The 16,591-nt window shown below is 62.5% G+C and carries 15 protein-coding genes; 1 reads left to right on the top strand and 14 read right to left on the bottom strand.

The annotated features are described in order from the left end of the window. Positions 1-114 precede the first annotated feature (114 nt). Complete coding sequence (locus AC1Y2B_RS00315; protein ID WP_482251039.1) at positions 115-1,908, top strand: DEAD/DEAH box helicase; 1,794 nt, start codon at positions 115-117, stop codon at positions 1,906-1,908. 166 nt (positions 1,909-2,074) lie between these two features. Here the strand turns inward: AC1Y2B_RS00315 and AC1Y2B_RS00310 are convergent, their stop codons facing one another. The 14 genes from AC1Y2B_RS00310 to AC1Y2B_RS00245 all read right to left on the bottom strand — a co-directional run bounded on the left by AC1Y2B_RS00310 (position 2,075) and on the right by AC1Y2B_RS00245 (position 16,583). After that, a complete protein-coding gene (locus tag AC1Y2B_RS00310; protein ID WP_482251038.1) occupies positions 2,075-3,778 on the bottom strand; it encodes a ribonuclease J in 1,704 nt (567 codons plus the stop codon). Continuing rightward, positions 3,750-4,586, bottom strand: a complete 837-nt coding sequence (locus AC1Y2B_RS00305) for a type III pantothenate kinase (RefSeq protein ID WP_482251037.1) — start codon at positions 4,584-4,586, stop codon at positions 3,750-3,752. The genes AC1Y2B_RS00310 and AC1Y2B_RS00305 overlap by 29 nt, the downstream gene beginning before the upstream one ends. An 84-nt stretch (positions 4,587-4,670) precedes the next feature. Next, the gene (locus AC1Y2B_RS00300) at positions 4,671-5,399 is read right to left on the bottom strand and encodes a biotin--[acetyl-CoA-carboxylase] ligase (protein WP_482251036.1); all 729 of its coding nucleotides are present in this window, start codon (positions 5,397-5,399) and stop codon (positions 4,671-4,673) included. Between the two features lie 22 nt (positions 5,400-5,421). Then, positions 5,422-6,858: an NADH-quinone oxidoreductase subunit NuoN gene (gene nuoN / locus AC1Y2B_RS00295; RefSeq protein WP_482251035.1), complete on the bottom strand. Its 1,437-nt coding sequence runs from the start codon at positions 6,856-6,858 to the stop codon at positions 5,422-5,424. Between the two features lie 11 nt (positions 6,859-6,869). Beyond that, the gene (locus AC1Y2B_RS00290) at positions 6,870-8,420 is read right to left on the bottom strand and encodes an NADH-quinone oxidoreductase subunit M (protein WP_482251034.1); all 1,551 of its coding nucleotides are present in this window, start codon (positions 8,418-8,420) and stop codon (positions 6,870-6,872) included. Beyond that, complete coding sequence (nuoL, locus tag AC1Y2B_RS00285; protein ID WP_482251033.1) at positions 8,420-10,411, bottom strand: NADH-quinone oxidoreductase subunit L; 1,992 nt, start codon at positions 10,409-10,411, stop codon at positions 8,420-8,422. The genes AC1Y2B_RS00290 and nuoL overlap by 1 nt, the downstream gene beginning before the upstream one ends. Before the next feature lie 4 nt (positions 10,412-10,415). Then, on the bottom strand, positions 10,416-10,721 hold the full coding sequence (nuoK, locus tag AC1Y2B_RS00280; protein WP_482251032.1) for an NADH-quinone oxidoreductase subunit NuoK: 306 nt from the start codon (positions 10,719-10,721) through the stop codon (positions 10,416-10,418). A gap of 103 nt (positions 10,722-10,824) precedes the next feature. Then, positions 10,825-11,439, bottom strand: a complete 615-nt coding sequence (locus AC1Y2B_RS00275) for an NADH-quinone oxidoreductase subunit J (protein ID WP_482251031.1) — start codon at positions 11,437-11,439, stop codon at positions 10,825-10,827. Continuing rightward, positions 11,436-11,861: a carboxymuconolactone decarboxylase family protein gene (locus AC1Y2B_RS00270; protein WP_482251030.1), complete on the bottom strand. Its 426-nt coding sequence runs from the start codon at positions 11,859-11,861 to the stop codon at positions 11,436-11,438. The genes AC1Y2B_RS00275 and AC1Y2B_RS00270 overlap by 4 nt, the downstream gene beginning before the upstream one ends. 55 nt (positions 11,862-11,916) lie before the next feature. Continuing rightward, entirely contained in the window at positions 11,917-12,429 is a 513-nt protein-coding gene (gene nuoI / locus AC1Y2B_RS00265) for an NADH-quinone oxidoreductase subunit NuoI (RefSeq protein WP_482251029.1), read from the bottom strand. 3 nt (positions 12,430-12,432) lie between these two features. After that, complete coding sequence (nuoH, locus tag AC1Y2B_RS00260; protein WP_482251028.1) at positions 12,433-13,467, bottom strand: NADH-quinone oxidoreductase subunit NuoH; 1,035 nt, start codon at positions 13,465-13,467, stop codon at positions 12,433-12,435. A 68-nt stretch (positions 13,468-13,535) separates the two neighbouring features. Then, complete coding sequence (locus AC1Y2B_RS00255; RefSeq protein ID WP_482251027.1) at positions 13,536-13,955, bottom strand: hypothetical protein; 420 nt, start codon at positions 13,953-13,955, stop codon at positions 13,536-13,538. Then, positions 13,952-15,958: an NADH-quinone oxidoreductase subunit NuoG gene (gene nuoG, locus AC1Y2B_RS00250; protein ID WP_482251026.1), complete on the bottom strand. Its 2,007-nt coding sequence runs from the start codon at positions 15,956-15,958 to the stop codon at positions 13,952-13,954. The genes AC1Y2B_RS00255 and nuoG overlap by 4 nt, the downstream gene beginning before the upstream one ends. A gap of 220 nt (positions 15,959-16,178) precedes the next feature. Next, positions 16,179-16,583 (bottom strand): DUF5333 domain-containing protein, encoded by a 405-nt coding sequence (locus tag AC1Y2B_RS00245; protein WP_482251025.1) that lies wholly within the window; start codon positions 16,581-16,583, stop codon positions 16,179-16,181. Positions 16,584-16,591 lie beyond the last annotated feature (8 nt).

Below are 16,591 nucleotides of genomic sequence, written 5' to 3'. Positions count from 1 at the left end.
CCTGTGGACAAATTCCGCTATGCGCGAGCCGTGGGCACGTTGCCCGACGCCGGGGCGCCTGGAAGATGCGTCCCTTGACCCTTGGCGGGCCGATCCCGCCCTTTCAGGACGCTGATGACAAAATTCTCTGATCTGGCGCTGGACCCACGTGTGCTGCAAGCCGTGGTTGAATCCGGTTATGAAACCCCCACTCCCATTCAGGCGCAGGCGATCCCGCCCGCCCTGCTGGGGCAAGACGTGCTGGGCATCGCCCAGACCGGCACCGGCAAGACGGCAGGCTTCACGCTGCCGATGATCACGCTGCTCGGCCAAGGCCGCGCCCGTGCCCGGATGCCGCGCAGCCTGGTGCTGGCACCGACGCGAGAGCTTGCCGCCCAAGTGGCCGAAAGCTTCGACAAATACGCCAAATACACCAAACTGACCAAGGCCCTGCTGATTGGCGGCGTGTCGTTCGGCGATCAGGACAAGCTGATCGACCGTGGCGTTGACGTGCTGATTGCCACCCCGGGCCGGCTTCTGGACCATTTCGAACGTGGCAAACTGCTCTTGACCGGCGTGCAGATCATGGTCGTGGATGAAGCCGACCGCATGCTCGACATGGGCTTCATCCCCGATATCGAGCGCATCTTCCAGATGACGCCGAAAACCCGCCAGACGCTGTTCTTCAGTGCCACCATGGCGCCCGAGATTGAACGGATCACCAACGCCTTCCTGAACAACCCCGCCAAGATCGAAGTGGCCCGTCAGGCGACGGCAAACACCTCGATCGAGCAGAAGCTGTTTGCCTTCACCCCCAGCCGCAAAGACCGCAGCTTCACCGAAAAGCGCGCTGTCCTGCGCTCGCTGATCACCGGTGAGGGTGAGGCGTTGACCAATGCCATCGTGTTCTGCAACCGCAAGATGGATGTGGATGTGGTGGCCAAGTCGCTGAAATCGCATGGCTTCCACGCCGCCCCCATCCACGGCGACCTTGACCAGTCGGTTCGGACCAAGACGCTGGACGAATTCCGTGACGGCAGCCTGCGCCTGCTGATCGCCTCCGATGTGGCCGCGCGCGGTCTGGACATTCCGGCCGTCAGCCATGTGTTCAACTTCGACGTGCCCTCGCACCCCGAAGATTACGTCCACCGCATCGGCCGCACCGGCCGCGCGGGACGTCTGGGCAAGGCCTTCACCATCTCGGTTCCGTCGGATGACAAATATCTGGCGGCGATTGAAAGCCTGGTGAAAAGCCAGATCCCCCGCGCTGCCCTGCCCGAAGGGGCGCTGGAAGGCGCGTCCGAGAATTCTGACCGAGCACGCAGCGGCGGCTCCAGCCGATCGTCGTCGTCCTCCACCCGCAATGGCGGCTCTTCGCGGGGCCCGCGCGGACGCGGCGAAAGCCGTGGTGAAAACCGCGGTGAGGCCCGGCCCGAGGCGCGCATCGAAGCCCGGACCGAGGTCAAGACACATGACGCCATGCCGGTGATCGAAAGCGAAGAGGCCGAAGAAAACCTCGTGGTGACCGCCCCCGCACCCCGTGCGCCGCAAGACCGCAACGATGACCGCCGCCGCGAACCACGCTCCGGCTTTGAACGCGGTGCCGAGCGGAATGGCGATCGCGCCGCCGCCTCCGACCGTCAATCGTCCGACCGCCAGTCTTCAGAGCGCCAGTCTTCAGACCGCCCATCTTCAGACCGCCGCAACGAATCCCGTCCCGAACCACGGTCCGATTCGCGGTCCGAGTCGCGGTCCGAGCCCCGCTCGGAACAGCGCAGCGAACGTCCGTACCGCTCGTCCTATCCGGGCCAGTATGAACGCATCGTCGGCATGGGCGACCATGTCCCCGATTTCATCCTGCGCAGCTTCCGGGTGCCCGAACCGACCCCGGATGACGACGAACAGACCGGCGAAGACACCGCATCCTAAGAAAAACGCCCCGCTCATCGCTGAGTGGGGCGTTTCTCTGTGTCATCGCCTTCCGCAAATATCCCCGGGAGGGTCTGGGAGGGCAGGCAGCCCTCCCAGCCGGGTCCGCCGAGCGGGCCGGGCGCAGGGATTTTCGACGAAAATTCCTGCGCCCGGCCTTGCCCGCCTATTCCGCCGACAGCCGCGAGATCACCACGATGACCTCGGGCTTCTTGCCAATCTCTTCCATCGTGACCTGACGCACCACGCGCTTCAGCGCCTCTTCCAGCTTGTCGTCGTCGGCCATGACCTTGCGGCCCGCGCCGGCAACGAATTCGCCCAGATCGCCCTCCAGCGTTTCGGCAAGGTCGCGCCCGCCGCGCCCTGTCGGCGGCAGCCCCATGGTATCGACCCAGGGCTCACCCAAGGCTTCACCGTCTTCATCGACGATCAGCGTCACGGTGACATGGCCATTCAGCGCCAGCCGGATCCGGTCGCGGATCACGCCATCCAACGCGCCGACCAGCGCGGTGCCGTCCAGATAGACGCGGCCGGTCTCGACCCGCTCGGCCACCGTCGGCACTTCGCCGGTCAGGTTCAGCATCGTGCCATTGGTCGCAATGATCGCGGCAATGCCCGCCTCATTGGCAATCCGGACGTGTTCGCGCAAGTGCCGGTGTTCGCCGTGCATCGGCACCACCATGTCGGGCAATAGCAGACGGTGCACATGTTCCAGATCCGGCCGATTGGCGTGGCCGGAAACGTGGTACTTGCCGCCGGATTCGTCGACGATGTTCACGCCCTTTTCCGAGAAGGCGTTGACCACCTTCAGCACATCGCGTTCGTTGCCAGGAATGGTCCTGGAGGAGAACAGGAAGGTATCCCCCTCGCGCATCTCAAGCCCCAGATACTTGCCACGTGCCAACTGCGCCGAAGCCGCGCGACGTTCGCCCTGCGACCCGGTCACGATCAGCATCAGGTTCTTGCGCGGCACTTCCACTGCGTCCTCGGGCGAGACGTTGCGCGGGAAGCCCTGCAGCACCCCCGTCTCTTCGCCCACCGACACCATGCGCCGCATCGCGCGACCTAGAAGGCAGACCGTGCGCCCCGCCGACCGCCCGGCCTCGGCCAAAGTCTTCAGCCGCGCGACGTTGGAGGCGAAGGTCGTTGCCACCACCATGCCCGTGCTGGCGGCAATCAATTCGGACAAGGGCACCGCGAGGGTCGATTCCGACCGTCCCGGCAAGGGGGAAAACACGTTGGTGCTGTCACACATGAGCGCCTTGATCGGACGCTCGGCGGCAATCGCCTCGAAGACCGCGTCATCCCACGGTTCGCCCACGATCGGGTTGCGATCCAGCTTGAAATCGCCCGAATGCACGATTCGACCGGCCGGCGTGTCGATGACCAAGGCAGCGCTTTCCGGGATCGAGTGGCTGACCGGAATGAACTGCACCTGAAACGGGCCCGCCTCGACCACTTCGGGCCGGGGTTTGACGGTGCGGATCGCATCCCGCGCCAGCCCGGCCTCTTCCATCTTCAAACGCCCCAGCGTGGCCGTGAAGGCGCGGGCATAGACCGGCTTTTTCAGCTGGCTCCACAGATGCGGCAAGCCGCCAAGGTGGTCTTCGTGGCCATGGGTGATGAAGATCGCCTCCAGCCGGTCCAACCGCGCGGTCAGCCAGGAGATGTCCGCCATGATCAGGTCGACCCCCGGAGAGCCATCCATATCCGGGAAGGCCACGCCAAGATCGACAAGGATCAGCCGTTCCTTGCCCGGAAACCCGTAACCATAGACATAGGCATTCATGCCAATTTCCCCGGCACCGCCGAGGGGAAGGTAGATCAGTCGCTCACCGGGCTTAGCTGCGGCGGTTTTGGTCGGGGCCATCGGCACTCTCTTTGTTTGGGGTCGTGGCTTGGTTCAAGCCATCAGATGTATTCAGGGCGTGAATCAGGACCAGACCATGCATGGTCAAATCGTCCTCGATCGCGTCAAATGTTTCGGTTCCTTGCGCGAACAGGGCGGCGAGCCCCCCGGTTGCGATGACTTTCATCGGACTGGGTCGCTCCTTGCGCACCTCGCGCACGATGCCTTCAACCATCCCGATATAGCCCCAATACACGCCTGACTGCATGCAGGCCACCGTATTCGTGCCAATTGCCCGGGCCGGTCGCGCCACATCGACGTGAGGTAGCGCTGCGGCTGCCATATGCAACGCCTCAAGGCTCAGGTTCGCCCCCGGTGCGATCACCCCACCGACATAGGCGCCGTCATGGTCCACCACATCAAAGGTGGTGGCCGTACCGAAATCCACCACAATCAGGTTGCCGCCATGCCGGTCAAAGCCTGCCACCGTGTTGACCAGACGGTCGGGACCGACCGTGGTCCCCTGATCGACCCGAGGCGCCACCGGCAACCGACATTCCGGCTTGCCAACCACCAGCGGGCGGCAGTCGTAATAGCGGTTGCACAGGACCCGCAAGTTGAACACCACGCGCGGCACGGTCGAGGAAATGATCGCATGTGAAATCGTCGCCTCGGTCTTGGTCAGCGCCATCAGAGACGACAGCCAGACGAAATACTCATCCGCCGTGCGCTTGTGGTCCGTCGCAATGCGCCAGGTTGCGCGGAATTTGGCACCGTCCCAGATGGAAAAGACGGTGTTGGTGTTGCCGCAGTCGATAGCCAGAAGCATGGGATCTCCTGTTGAAGCCGAGGAACGAGGGGTTTCACACCCCTCGTGCTCCCGGTGGGATATTTGCGCAAATATGAAAGAGCATCAGAAGAACACTTCCGCAGCCGGGATGGCCTGGCGCCCTTCGGAGGTGGTCAGGATAAGCGCCCCCGTGTCATCGATCGTCTCAAACCTGCCAATGCGGGTGGTCGTGCCGGTGCGGGCACGGATCGTCTCACCCAGGCGCGCAGCGTGTGACAGCCAGGCGGTCCGCAGGGGCGCGAAGCCTTGCGTGGTGAAGCAAGCTTCCCAACGGGCATAGGCGGCGGCAAGATGGGTCAGGAAGACTTCCGGCGGCACGCGAAGGCCGGTCTCGCCGAGGAGAGAGACCGGATGCAGCGCACCTGGCTCGACCATCGACAGATCCGGTGCCGCGATCAGGTTGACACCGGTCCCAATGGCCAGATGCGCGATCCCATGGCCATTGGCACTGCTTTCCAGCAGGATACCCGCCAGCTTGCCCCCGTTCAGCAGCACGTCATTGGGCCATTTCAGCGTGAAAGCCTGCGGCAGCTCCGTGATCTCGACCAGCGCGTCGCGCAGGGCGAGGGCGGCGGCAAACGAACGCAGGGCGACCTCGGCGGCAGTTTCCTTGGGATGCAGCAACAGCGTGGCGTGGAAATTACCGCGCGGACTGACCCATGGCCGCGCCCGCCGACCCTTTCCCGCCGTCTGTTCGTAAGCCAAAAACCAAGCTGGCCCCGGGGTCTCCGGGGCCTGCCTCAGGGCATGGGTGTTGGTGCTGTCAAGGCTGTCGCAGATGTGGCGCGCCACACCTGCCGGCCATTCTGGCGCCTTAGCCGACAAGCGAGGCAGCGGCGGCCATTGCCGCAGGCTCGATGCCGAAGAAGTTCACAACGGCAGCCAGCATGATGACGGCAACCGCCATCAGGGCCACCCACTGCACCGGCGCCATCCGGCTTTCAGCGCCCGGCTGTTCGGCCCCGAAGTACATGTAGAACACGATCCGCAGGTAATAGAACGCACCGATCACCGAAGCAATTACACCGGCCAGGGCAAGCCAGCTCATCCCGGCATCGACGGCGGCCTTCAGGACGTAGAACTTCCCGAAGAAGCCCAGCATCGGCGGCACCCCGGCCAGCGAGAACATCAGCACCAGAACCGCCAGCGCTTTCAACGGCTCGCGCTTGGAAAAGTTGTTCAACAGCGCAATGTCGGTGACCGGCTTGCCGTCCATCTCCAGCGACATGATGAACGCAAAGGTGCCGACATTCATCGTGACATAGATCGCCATGTAGACCAGCATCGCCTGCACGCCAAAGGCCGTACCGGCGGCCAGACCCATCAGGGCAAAACCCATGTGCGCGATCGAGGAATAGGCCATCAGGCGTTTGATGTCCTTTTGCCCGATCGCCGCCACCGCGCCAACGAACATCGAAACGATCGACAGCGCGGCCAGAACCTGGCTCCACTGCGGGGTGATGCCACCGAAGGCTGCGTGCACCAGTCGCGCAATCAGCGCCATTGCAGCGACCTTGGGGGCCGTGGCGAAGAAGGCGGTGACCGGGGTGGGCGACCCTTCGTAGACATCCGGTGTCCACATGTGGAACGGAGCCGCCGAAATCTTGAACGCCAGACCGGACAGCATGAAGACCAGCCCGAACAGAAGGCCCACCGGCACGCCATGCTGCACCGTCGTCAGGATTCCGGCAAAGCCGGTGGTGCCGGCAAAGCCATAGACCAGCGACGCACCATACAGCAGCAGCCCCGATGACAGCGCGCCCAGCACGAAATACTTCAGACCCGCTTCGGTCGACTTCACACTGTCATGCTGGATCGAAGCCACGACATAGAGGGCCAGCGATTGCAGTTCCAACCCCATGTACAGCGACATGATATCGCCCGCCGACACCATCGCCATCATGCCAATGGTGCCAAGGGTGACAAGAATCGGATACTCGAACCGCCCCAACCCCCGGCGCGACATGAAGTCTTGCGAGATCACAAGAACCGCCGCAGCCGACAGCAGAATGGTCACCTTGGCAAAACGGGCAAAAGCGTCGTCGATGAACAGGCCACCGAAGGCGGTCTTGCTGCCGGTTTCCCCCAACCCGATCCACAGCGACAGGGCGACGAACAGCCCCGCGGTGGCCCAGGTCAAAGCATTGGTGGCATTGTCCTTGCCCGTGTAGACGGCGAACAGCAGCGCCAGCAGGGCATAGATCGCAAGGATCAGTTCGGGCAGGACCGTGTGGAGATCTTGGGTCAACATGGGATGCCCTCTCAGTTCGATGCTTGCGTCGTGGTGGCCGGGGCCGAAGCCTCAACCGGCACGGCGGCGCGGAATTGGGTGATCATGGCACCGACCGAGGGGTCGATGATGTCGGTGACCACTTTGGGATAGACGCCCAGCAGCAGGGTCATCACGATCAGCGGGGCGAAGATTGCCCGCTCGCGCCGGGTCATGTCGGTGATGGTCTTCAGGCTTTCCTTGACCAGCGCACCAAACACGACGCGGCGGTACAGCCAAAGCCCATAGGCCGCCGACAGGATCACGCCCGAGGTTGCCACGGCTGCCACCCAGGTATCGGCCTGGAACGTGCCCATCAGTGTTAGAAATTCGCCGACGAATCCAGAGGTGCCGGGCAGGCCGACGTTGGCCATGGTGAAGAACATGAAGACCAGAGCATAGGCCGGCATCCGGTTGATGATGCCGCCGTAAGCCGAAATCTCACGGGTGTGCATGCGGTCATAGATCACGCCCACGCACAGGAACATCGCGCCAGAGATGAAGCCGTGGCTCAGCATCTGGAAGATCGCGCCATCCACCCCTTGGGAGTTCATCGCGAAAATGCCCATGGTCACGTAGCCCATGTGGGCGACCGACGAATAGGCCACCAGCTTCTTCATGTCCTGCTGCACCAGCGCCACCAGCGAGGTGTAGACGATGGCAATCGCCGACATCCAGAACACCACCGGCGTCCAAAGATGCGCCGCCACCGGGAACATCGGCATCGAGAAGCGCAGGAAGCCGTAGCCGCCCATCTTCAACAGGATCGCCGCCAGCACAACCGACCCGGCGGTCGGGGCTTGCACGTGGGCATCGGGCAACCAGGTGTGCACCGGCCACATCGGCATCTTCACCGCAAAGCTTGCGAAAAAGGCAAGGAACAGCAGGGTCTGCAGGCCGCCTGCGACGTTCATCCCCAGGACCACGATCGGGTCATGGCTGAACTTGAAGGTCATCAGCGTCGGAATGTCGGTGGTGCCCGCCGCCTTGTACATCACCACCATGGCCACCAGCATCAGGACCGAACCAAGGAAGGTGTAGAGGAAGAACTTGAACGAGGCATAGATCCGGTTGATGCCGCCCCAGATTCCGATGATCAGGAACATAGGGATCAGGCCCGCTTCAAAGAACAGGTAGAACAGCACCAGATCCAGCGCCGTGAAGACGCCAAGCATCAGCGTCTCCAGCAGCAGGAAAGCGATCATGTAGTCCTTGACGCGGGTTTCCACGTTCCAGCAGGCCGCGATGGTGATCGGCATCAGGAAGGTGGTCAGCATGACGAACAGGATCGAGATGCCGTCGACGCCCATCTTGTAGTGCAGGCCCAGGATCCACGGACGATCCTCGACGAACTGGAAGCCGGTGTTGGCCGGATCAAAGCCCTTCAGGATCAGCAAGGACACCAGAAAGCTGAGCGAGCTGGCAAACAGCGCAAGCCACTTGGCGTTGCGTTGGGCGGCAGGATCATTGCCGCGCAGGAACAGCGCCAGAATGGCCGCAGCAACGGCGGGTATGAAAGTGACGATAGACAGAAGCGTGTTCATCAGTGCGTCCCCCCGGCGATGGACATCCAGGTGATCAGACCGACGATCCCCAGAACCATGGCGAAGGCATAAGTGAAGATGTAGCCGGACTGGGCACGCCCTGCCAACCGGGTGAAGAAGGGAACGATCCCCATCGCCACGCCATTCAGCGTGCCGTCAATGACATCCCCGTCGCCGCGCTTCCACAGGAACGTGCCCAGCCATTTGGCCGAGCGGACGAAGATCACGTCATAAAGCTCGTCGAAGTACCACTTGTTCAGCAGGAACCGGTACAGCGGCGCCTGTTGCTCGGCCAGGATGCCGGGCAGCTTCGGATTGCGGATGTAGAACTGGAACGCCACTGCAAATCCCACCAGCATGGCGATGAAAGGCGACAGGCTGACCCAGACCGGGCTTTGGTGCGCGGCTTCCAGAACCTTGTTGGCCTCTCCGTAGTAAATCGCGCCGGCTCCGGGGGCAGCGCCCTCTTTCAGGCTGAAGAACGAAGACATCGTTTCAACGTTGCCGAAGAAATCGTTGTACCACAGCATGCCTGCCGCAACCGCGCCCACGGCCAGAACGGCCAGCGGGATGGTCATGACAAGCGGGCTTTCATGGGCATGTTCATGCGCATGATGATCGCCCTTTTCCGGACCGTAAAAGGTCATGAAAATCAGCCGCCACGAGTAGAACGAGGTGAAGCAGGCCGCCACCACCAGCAGAGTGAAGGCATACATCGAGCCGCCCGCAAAGGCGCTTTCGATGATGGCGTCCTTGGACAGGAAGCCCGCAAAGCCGATGTGGGTCAGCGGGATGCCGACGCCGGTGATGGCCAGCGTGCCGATCATCATCATCGCGAAGGTGAAGGGGATCTTCTTCCGCAAGCCGCCGTAGTTCCGCATATCTTGTTCATGGTGCATCGCGGTGATGACCGAACCAGCACCAAGGAACAGCATCGCCTTGAAGAAGGCGTGCGTGAACAGGTGGAACATCGCCGCGCCATAAACGCCCGAGCCAGCGGCCACGAACATGTAACCCAGCTGCGAGCAGGTCGAATAGGCGATCACGCGCTTGATGTCGTTCTGAACCAGACCCACGGTTGCCGCAAAGAACGCAGTGGACGCGCCGATGATGACGATGAAGGCCTTGGCCTCGGGCGCGAATTCGTACAGCGGCGACATCCGGCACACCAGGAACACACCGGCGGTCACCATGGTTGCCGCATGGATCAGGGCCGACACAGGCGTCGGACCCTCCATCGCGTCGGGCAGCCAGGTGTGCAGGAACAGCTGCGCCGACTTGCCGCAAGCCCCGATGAACAGCAACACGCCCAGCAGGTTCGCTGCATTCCAGTCAGCCCACAGGAAGTGCAGGTTGGCGGTGGCCAGCGTCGGAGTTGCAGCGAAGACGTCATCGAACTTGATCGAGTCCGTCAGGTAGAACAGGCCGAAAATCCCCAAGGCAAAACCAAAGTCGCCAACCCGGTTGACCACAAAGGCCTTGATCGCGGCAGCTACGGCCGTGGGCTTGCGGTAATAGAAGCCGATCAGCAGGTACGAAGCAACGCCCACACCCTCCCAGCCGAAAAACATCTGGACCAGATTGTCAGCGGTCACCAGCGCCAGCATGGCGAAGGTGAAGAACGACAGATAGGCAAAGAAACGCGCGCGGTAAGGCTCGTCATGGCCCCAGTTTTCGTCATGCGCCATGTAGCCAAAGCTATACAGGTGCACCAAGGCCGAAACCGTGTTGACCACGACCAGCATGATCGCTGTCAGACGGTCCAGCCGGATGCCCCAATCGGTCGACAGCGTGCCCGATTCAATCCAGCGCAGCAGCGGGATGTGCTGCGTGACACCGTCAAACGTCAGAAACACATACCACGACAAAGCGGCTGCCAGAAACAAGAGGCCCGCAGAGATGATCTGCCCGGTCTTCTCGCCAATCAGACGCCAGAAAAACCCACAGATCAGCGCACCCACCAGGGGTGCAAGGAGGATCACCGTCACCATATCCTCAGCCCTTCATCACGTTCGCGTCTTCAACATCAATCGTGCCGCGGTTGCGGAAGAACACGACCAGAATGGCAAGGCCAATGGCAGCCTCGGCGGCGGCGACCGTCAGGATCAGCAGGCTGAACACCTGCCCCACCAAGTCGCCGGATTTCGAGGAAAAGGCCACGAAGTTCAGGTTCACGGCCAGAAGCATCAGTTCGATCGACATCAGGATGACGATCACGTTCTTCCGGTTGAGGAAGATGCCAAAGATGCCAATGACGAACAAAGCCGCCGCCACGACAAGATAATGTTCCAGTCCGATCATCCTAGTCCCTCCGGGTCTGTGCCCGTTGTCCTTTGGTAGGATGGGCAATTGCCCATCTTGCGTAGTCTTCCGGCACGACAGGCAATCGCCCATCCTGCCTTGTTCAGAGGCCCTGCCCCGGTTTCACATCGACCATCTCCAGCGCCTGAGCCGGGTCGCGCCACATCTGCAGCAGAACATTCTGCCGCTTCACATCCTTGCGGTGGCGCAGGGTCAGCACGATGGCACCGATCATGGCGACCAGCAGGATCAGACCCGCCAACTGGAAGAGGTAGAGGTATTTGTCATAGAGCAGCATCCCCAGCGCGCGGGTGTTTTCCACCTTGGCCGCATCGGGCGTCGGCGCCTGATGCAGACCCAGCGCCCCATCCGAGGTGACCCAGGCCCCAAGGCCAAAAGCCAACTGCAACAATAGGATAACACCGACCAACAGGCCGATTGGCATGTACTTGGCCATCTCGCTTTTGAGCCGGGCAAAGTCGACGTCCAGCATCATCACCACGAACAGGAACAGCACGGCCACGGCGCCGACGTAGACGATGACCAACAACATCGCCACAAACTCTGCCCCCAGAAGCACAAAGAGGCCAGCGGCCGACAGGAAGGTCAGGATCAGCCACAAGACCGAGTGCACCGGGTTGCGCGCCAGAGTCACCATCAGGGCAGCGCCCACGGTCAGGCTGGAATAGACGTAGAAGGCCAGATCAGCAAAGGTCATGCTGGGTTCTCCTCGGTTTCGGAGAAGACGACCTGAGCAATCTCAAGCGCCTTCTGGGTGGCGGGCAGGCCGCCGAACATGGACATTTGCCAGATCACTTCTGCAATCTCGCGTTTGGTGGCGCCGGCGGCCAGGGCGTTTTGCACGGTCAGGCGCAGTTGCGGTTCGCCCACCGGGCCGAGCACGGTCAGTGCGGCCACGGTAACAAGGAACCGCGTCCGCGCATCAAGACCCTGCGGGTTGAAGGTCTTGCCGAAGAAAAACTCCAGCATTTCCTTGGGCATAGCCGGGAACAGCTTTTCAAACGCCTTGGGATCCACACCCGGGAAAGCGGTTCCGCCAAAGTTCGGCGTGAAGGCGCGGGCCATGGTCTGGCCCTGCTCCATCATCGACTGGAAGAGTTTGGCGAAGTCTTCTGACATCCGGTTTCCTGTAGGTTTCCCGTCGTTTTTCTGTCGTTTTCTTGTAGCTACAGCGTCAGCGGTACGGCGCGTCGAGTTCCAGATTGCGGGCGATTTCGGCTTCCCAGCGGTCGCCGTTGTCCAGCAGCTTGGCCTTGTTGTAGAACAGCTCCTCGCGCGTTTCAGACGCGAATTCGAAGTTCGGGCCTTCGACGATGGCATCGACCGGGCAGGCTTCCTGACAGAAGCCGCAGTAGATGCACTTGGTCATGTCGATGTCATAGCGCGTGGTGCGGCGCGAGCCGTCTTCGCGCGGTTCGGCGTCGATGGTGATGGCTTGCGCGGGGCAGACCGCCTCGCACAGTTTGCAGGCGATGCAACGCTCTTCCCCAGACGGATAGCGGCGCAGCGCGTGTTCGCCGCGGAAGCGCGGGGACAGCGGGCCCTTTTCATGCGGGTAGTTCAGCGTGGCCTTCGGCGCAAAGAAGTACTTCAGCCCAAGACCGAAGCCTTTGATGAAGTCCGCCAGAAAGAAGTATTTCGTCGCACGCGTCCAGTCGACGCTGGTGATCTGCTTGGCTTCACCCATGGCTCAGCTCCCCATCGCAAAACGGGCCCAGAAATGGCCGAGGATTTCGTATTTCGCCAAAAACGCCACCAGAACCACCCAGGCCAGCGACATCGGCAGGAAGACCTTCCAGCCAATCCGCATCAACTGGTCATAGCGGTAGCGCGGCACGATGGCCTTCACCATGGCGAACATGAAGAACCAGACCCACATCTTGGCGACCATCCACAGGACGCCATTGGGCAGGCCGGGGATGGGCGAGAGCCAGCCACCGAAGAACAACAGGCTGAGGAGCGCGCACATCAGGAAGATGGCGATGTATTCGCCGGCCATGAACAACAGGTAGGGCGTCGAGGAATATTCCACCATGAAGCCTGCCACCAGTTCGGATTCCGCTTCCGGAAGGTCGAAGGGCGGGCGGTTGGTTTCGGCCAGCGCCGAGATGAAGAACAGCACGACCATCGGCAGGTGCGGCAGCCAGTACCAGCCGAACAGGCCATAGCGGGTGTCCTGCGCCGCGACGATGGCCCCGAACGACAGCGACCCGGTCGAGATGATGATGCCGATGATGATCAGCCCCAGCGAGACTTCGTAGGAAATCATCTGTGCGGCGGACCGCAGCGAGCCGAGGAAGGCGTATTTCGAGTTCGAGGCCCAGCCGCCCATGATCACGCCATACACCTCAAGCGAGGAGGCGGCGAAGACGAACAGGATGGCCACGTTGATGTTGGCCAGCACCCAGCCCGGCGAGAACGGCACCACGGCCCAGGCAAGGATCGCCAGCACGAAGGACAACAGGGGGGCAAGGAAGAACACCGGGCGATCGACGCCAGCGGGGACCACGATTTCCTTGACCACGTATTTCAGCGCATCGGCCACCGATTGCAGCAGGCCGAAGGGCCCCACCACGTTCGGACCGCGCCGCATCTGCACGGCGGCCCAGATCTTGCGGTCGCCATAGACGAGGAACAACAGGCTGATCATCACGAAAGCCACGATCAGCAGGCTTTGCGCGATCAAAAGCACTGCCGTGCCAAGCCCTGTCTCGAAGAAACCCATATTTCCCGTCCTTTTTCGTTCAGGCTTTCGTATCGGCCCGGCTTTCGTTCAGGTCTGACGCGTCAGACCTAAACCGTTGGTATTCCCTGCGATGCGCAATCGCGCACCGTCACTTCGGCGTCAATATTGCGCAGACCCAGCGGCAGCGACGCCGAGATGGTGTAAATCGCATCTGCGCGCCAAGTTCCACCGGTTTCAGCGATATTCGTGCGCAGATGCCGGGCAAACCCATAGCCGCGGATCAGGGCATATTGCGCTGCAGCACAACGTGCGTAGTCCGACACGTCATCGCGGTTGCGCGCGCCCTTCATCTCGACCTTGAAATCGACGAGGTCGCCGTCCATCAGGCTGGTCTCGATCCCCAGATAGGTCGGCTTGAAATCGGCTTTCGCCGGAGCCTGACCCTGTGCCGCCCCATCCGCGCAGGCCGACAGCGCCGCCAGGGCAGCCGCCGTCAGACCCGCGTTGAAGGGGGACAGGCCCATCATTCTGCCGCCAGCTTCTGCGAGGCGCGTTCCGCCTCCATCGCTGCCAGTTCGCCCATCGTGGCAGAGGCGCGCGCGATGGGGTTGGTCATGTAGTAGGTCTTGTAGGCGGTGCGGAAGGTGGCAGCCCCCATGTCGCGCAGGGCGAAGGGCGTCCAGCCGTTGTCGGCCAGCTGATCAATCGCGCCCAGATGCGGATGCTTGGCCACGATGGCGGCACGCAGCTGCGCGAGGCTGTCCCACGGCAGTTGCTGGCCCACCTCGGCAGACAGGGCGCGCAGGATGGCCCAGTTTTCCTTGGCCTCGCCCGGGGCGAAACCGGCGCGCATCGCCAGTTGCGGGCGGCCTTCGGTGTTGACGAACAGGCCGTTTTCTTCGGTATAGGCGGCGGCGGGCAGGATCACGTCGGCGCGGTTGGCGCCGCGGTCGCCGTGGCTGCCTTGGTAGATCACGAAGGGACCGGCGGCGATGTCCACCTCATCCGCGCCCATGTTGTAGATGACTTGCGCGCCGTCGATGGCGGCCAGAAGGCCCCCTTCGGTGGCGGCCCCGACATCCAGCGCGCCGACGCGGGCCGCAGCGGTGTGCAGGACCAAGAGCTTGCCGCCGATCTTTTCGGCCAGCGCCATGGCATGGGCCAGAACCGCCTCGCCATCGGCTTCGGACAGGGCGCCCTGCCCCACGATCACCAGACCGCCGGTCTGCGTCGCATCGGCCACGGCCTTTGCGAGGGCCGCGCGGTCCGTGCCCATCAGGGTGTAGTCATAGGTCAGGTCGGCAGCGGGGCCGATCAGCGAAATCTTGGCGTTCTTCGTCCAGGCCTTGCGGATGCGGGCGTTCAGCACCGGAGCCTCAAGACGCGGGTTGGTGCCGATCAGCCAGATGGTGCGGGCGGCGTCGATGTCTTCGATCGCGGCGTTGCCGACATAGGCCGAGCGGTTGCCGATGGGCAGGCGCGCGCCGTCGGTGCGGGATTCAACTTTGCCGCCCAACTTCTCGATCAGGGTCTTCAGGCTATAGGCCGCCTCGACCGGGGCCAGATCGCCGACGAGGCCCACGACCTTCTTGCCGGCCATGGCGGCGGCGACGCGTGCCAGCGCCTCGCCCCAGCCGGCTTTGCGCAGCTTGCCGTTTTCGCGGATATAGGGCGTGTCAAGGCGTTGGCGGCGCAGGCCGTCCCAGATGAAGCGGGTCTTGTCCGAGATCCACTCTTCGTTCACGCCGTCATGGTTGCGCGGCAGGATGCGCATCACTTCGCGGCCCTTGGTGTCGATGCGGATGTTGGACCCCAGCGCATCCATCACGTCGATGGATTCAGTCTTGGTCAATTCCCACGGACGGGCGGTGAAGGCGTAAGGCTTCGAGGTCAGCGCGCCAACCGGGCAAAGGTCAATGATATTGCCTTGCAGGTTCGAATCGAGCGTGAGGTTCAGATAAGACGTGATCTCGGCATCTTCGCCACGGCCGGTCTGGCCCATCTGGGTGATGCCGGCGACTTCCGAGGTGAAGCGGACGCAGCGCGTGCAGGAGATGCAGCGGGTCATCTTGGTTTCGACCAGCGGGCCAAGGTTCAAATCCTCGGACGCGCGCTTGGGTTCGCGGTAGCGGCTGAAGTCGACGCCGTAGGCCATGGCCTGATCCTGCAGGTCGCATTCGCCGCCCTGATCGCAGATCGGGCAATCCAAGGGATGGTTGATCAGCAGGAATTCCATGACCCCTTCACGGGCCTTCTTGACCATCGGCGTGTTGGTTTTCACCACAGCCGGTTCGCCATTCGGGCCGCCGCGCAGGTCGCGGACCTGCATGGCACAGGAGGCGGCGGGCTTGGGCGGGCCGCCCACAACCTCGACCAGACACATGCGGCAGTTGCCCGCGATGGTCAGGCGTTCGTGATAGCAGAAGCGCGGAACCTCTACCCCGGCCACTTCACAGGCCTGAATGATGGTCATCGCCGGATCAACCTCGACCTCAATCCCGTCGATGATCAGCTTTTTCAGGTTAGACATGGGTGTCGGTCCTTCCGCTCTTTCCGCGTCCAAAGCAGGGGGAACCCGCCTGCTTCGCCTCGCGCGGTTCATCCGCTTTTAGCCGCGCGAAGGCAACGGGTTTTCGTCCTGCCGATGCGCTGACCATGATAAAATTTCTGTCGTCCGGGCCGATGCACATCTTCTCAACACCCTCCCGGCGGGGAGGACGCGGCTTGTGCCAGTTTGCGGTAACACTTTGTCATCGCGAGGACCGGATCAACTGGCCAAGGGCGGTGCCCTTGGCGATCTCCGCCTCGCCGACCTTGCAATAGCTTTCGGCATCGCCGGGCTTGGCACCGGCGGCTTCCAGATAGGCCTCGGCCTCGTCCTTGAGGCGCTTTTTCTGGACGGGGTCCGACCGGAAGGCGTCATAGTCAGCCGCGGTATATCCCTGCGCTTCGGCATAGGATTTCAGGTCCCACAGGCGGCCCATCACCACCAGCATGCGGGCGGAAATCGTCGGGCAGATCTTGCGCAGGGCATCGCCGGCAAAGCCTGCGCGTAATTCGTCATTGATGTGCTTTTCCTGCGCCATCGGCACGGGCGTGGCAAAACCGGGGGTCGCAAGAAGCAGGGCGAACAGGGCAAGACGGATCGAGGACATGGCGATGT

The sequence above is a fragment of the Stagnihabitans sp. genome, assembly GCF_964946895.1.
Note: the sequence above shows the minus strand (reverse complement) of the source record. Positions and strands in the feature narration are given on the sequence as shown.

Bases quoted from the DNA above. Each gene is read 5' to 3' on its own strand.
- AC1Y2B_RS00315 (WP_482251039.1), top strand. From the start codon at position 115: ATGACAAAATTCTCTGATCTGGCGCTGGACCCACGTGTGCTGCAAGCC.
- AC1Y2B_RS00310 (WP_482251038.1), bottom strand. From the start codon at position 3,778: ATGGCCCCGACCAAAACCGCCGCAGCTAAGCCCGGTGAGCGACTGATC.
- AC1Y2B_RS00305 (WP_482251037.1), bottom strand. From the start codon at position 4,586: ATGCTTCTGGCTATCGACTGCGGCAACACCAACACCGTCTTTTCCATC.
- nuoN (WP_482251035.1), bottom strand. From the start codon at position 6,858: ATGTTGACCCAAGATCTCCACACGGTCCTGCCCGAACTGATCCTTGCG.
- AC1Y2B_RS00290 (WP_482251034.1), bottom strand. From the start codon at position 8,420: ATGAACACGCTTCTGTCTATCGTCACTTTCATACCCGCCGTTGCTGCG.
- nuoL (WP_482251033.1), bottom strand. From the start codon at position 10,411: ATGGTGACGGTGATCCTCCTTGCACCCCTGGTGGGTGCGCTGATCTGT.
- nuoK (WP_482251032.1), bottom strand. From the start codon at position 10,721: ATGATCGGACTGGAACATTATCTTGTCGTGGCGGCGGCTTTGTTCGTC.
- AC1Y2B_RS00275 (WP_482251031.1), bottom strand. From the start codon at position 11,439: ATGACCTTTGCTGATCTGGCCTTCTACGTCTATTCCAGCCTGACCGTG.
- AC1Y2B_RS00270 (WP_482251030.1), bottom strand. From the start codon at position 11,861: ATGTCAGAAGACTTCGCCAAACTCTTCCAGTCGATGATGGAGCAGGGC.
- nuoI (WP_482251029.1), bottom strand. From the start codon at position 12,429: ATGGGTGAAGCCAAGCAGATCACCAGCGTCGACTGGACGCGTGCGACG.
- nuoH (WP_482251028.1), bottom strand. From the start codon at position 13,467: ATGGGTTTCTTCGAGACAGGGCTTGGCACGGCAGTGCTTTTGATCGCG.
- AC1Y2B_RS00255 (WP_482251027.1), bottom strand. From the start codon at position 13,955: ATGATGGGCCTGTCCCCCTTCAACGCGGGTCTGACGGCGGCTGCCCTG.
- nuoG (WP_482251026.1), bottom strand. From the start codon at position 15,958: ATGTCTAACCTGAAAAAGCTGATCATCGACGGGATTGAGGTCGAGGTT.
- AC1Y2B_RS00245 (WP_482251025.1), bottom strand. From the start codon at position 16,583: ATGTCCTCGATCCGTCTTGCCCTGTTCGCCCTGCTTCTTGCGACCCCC.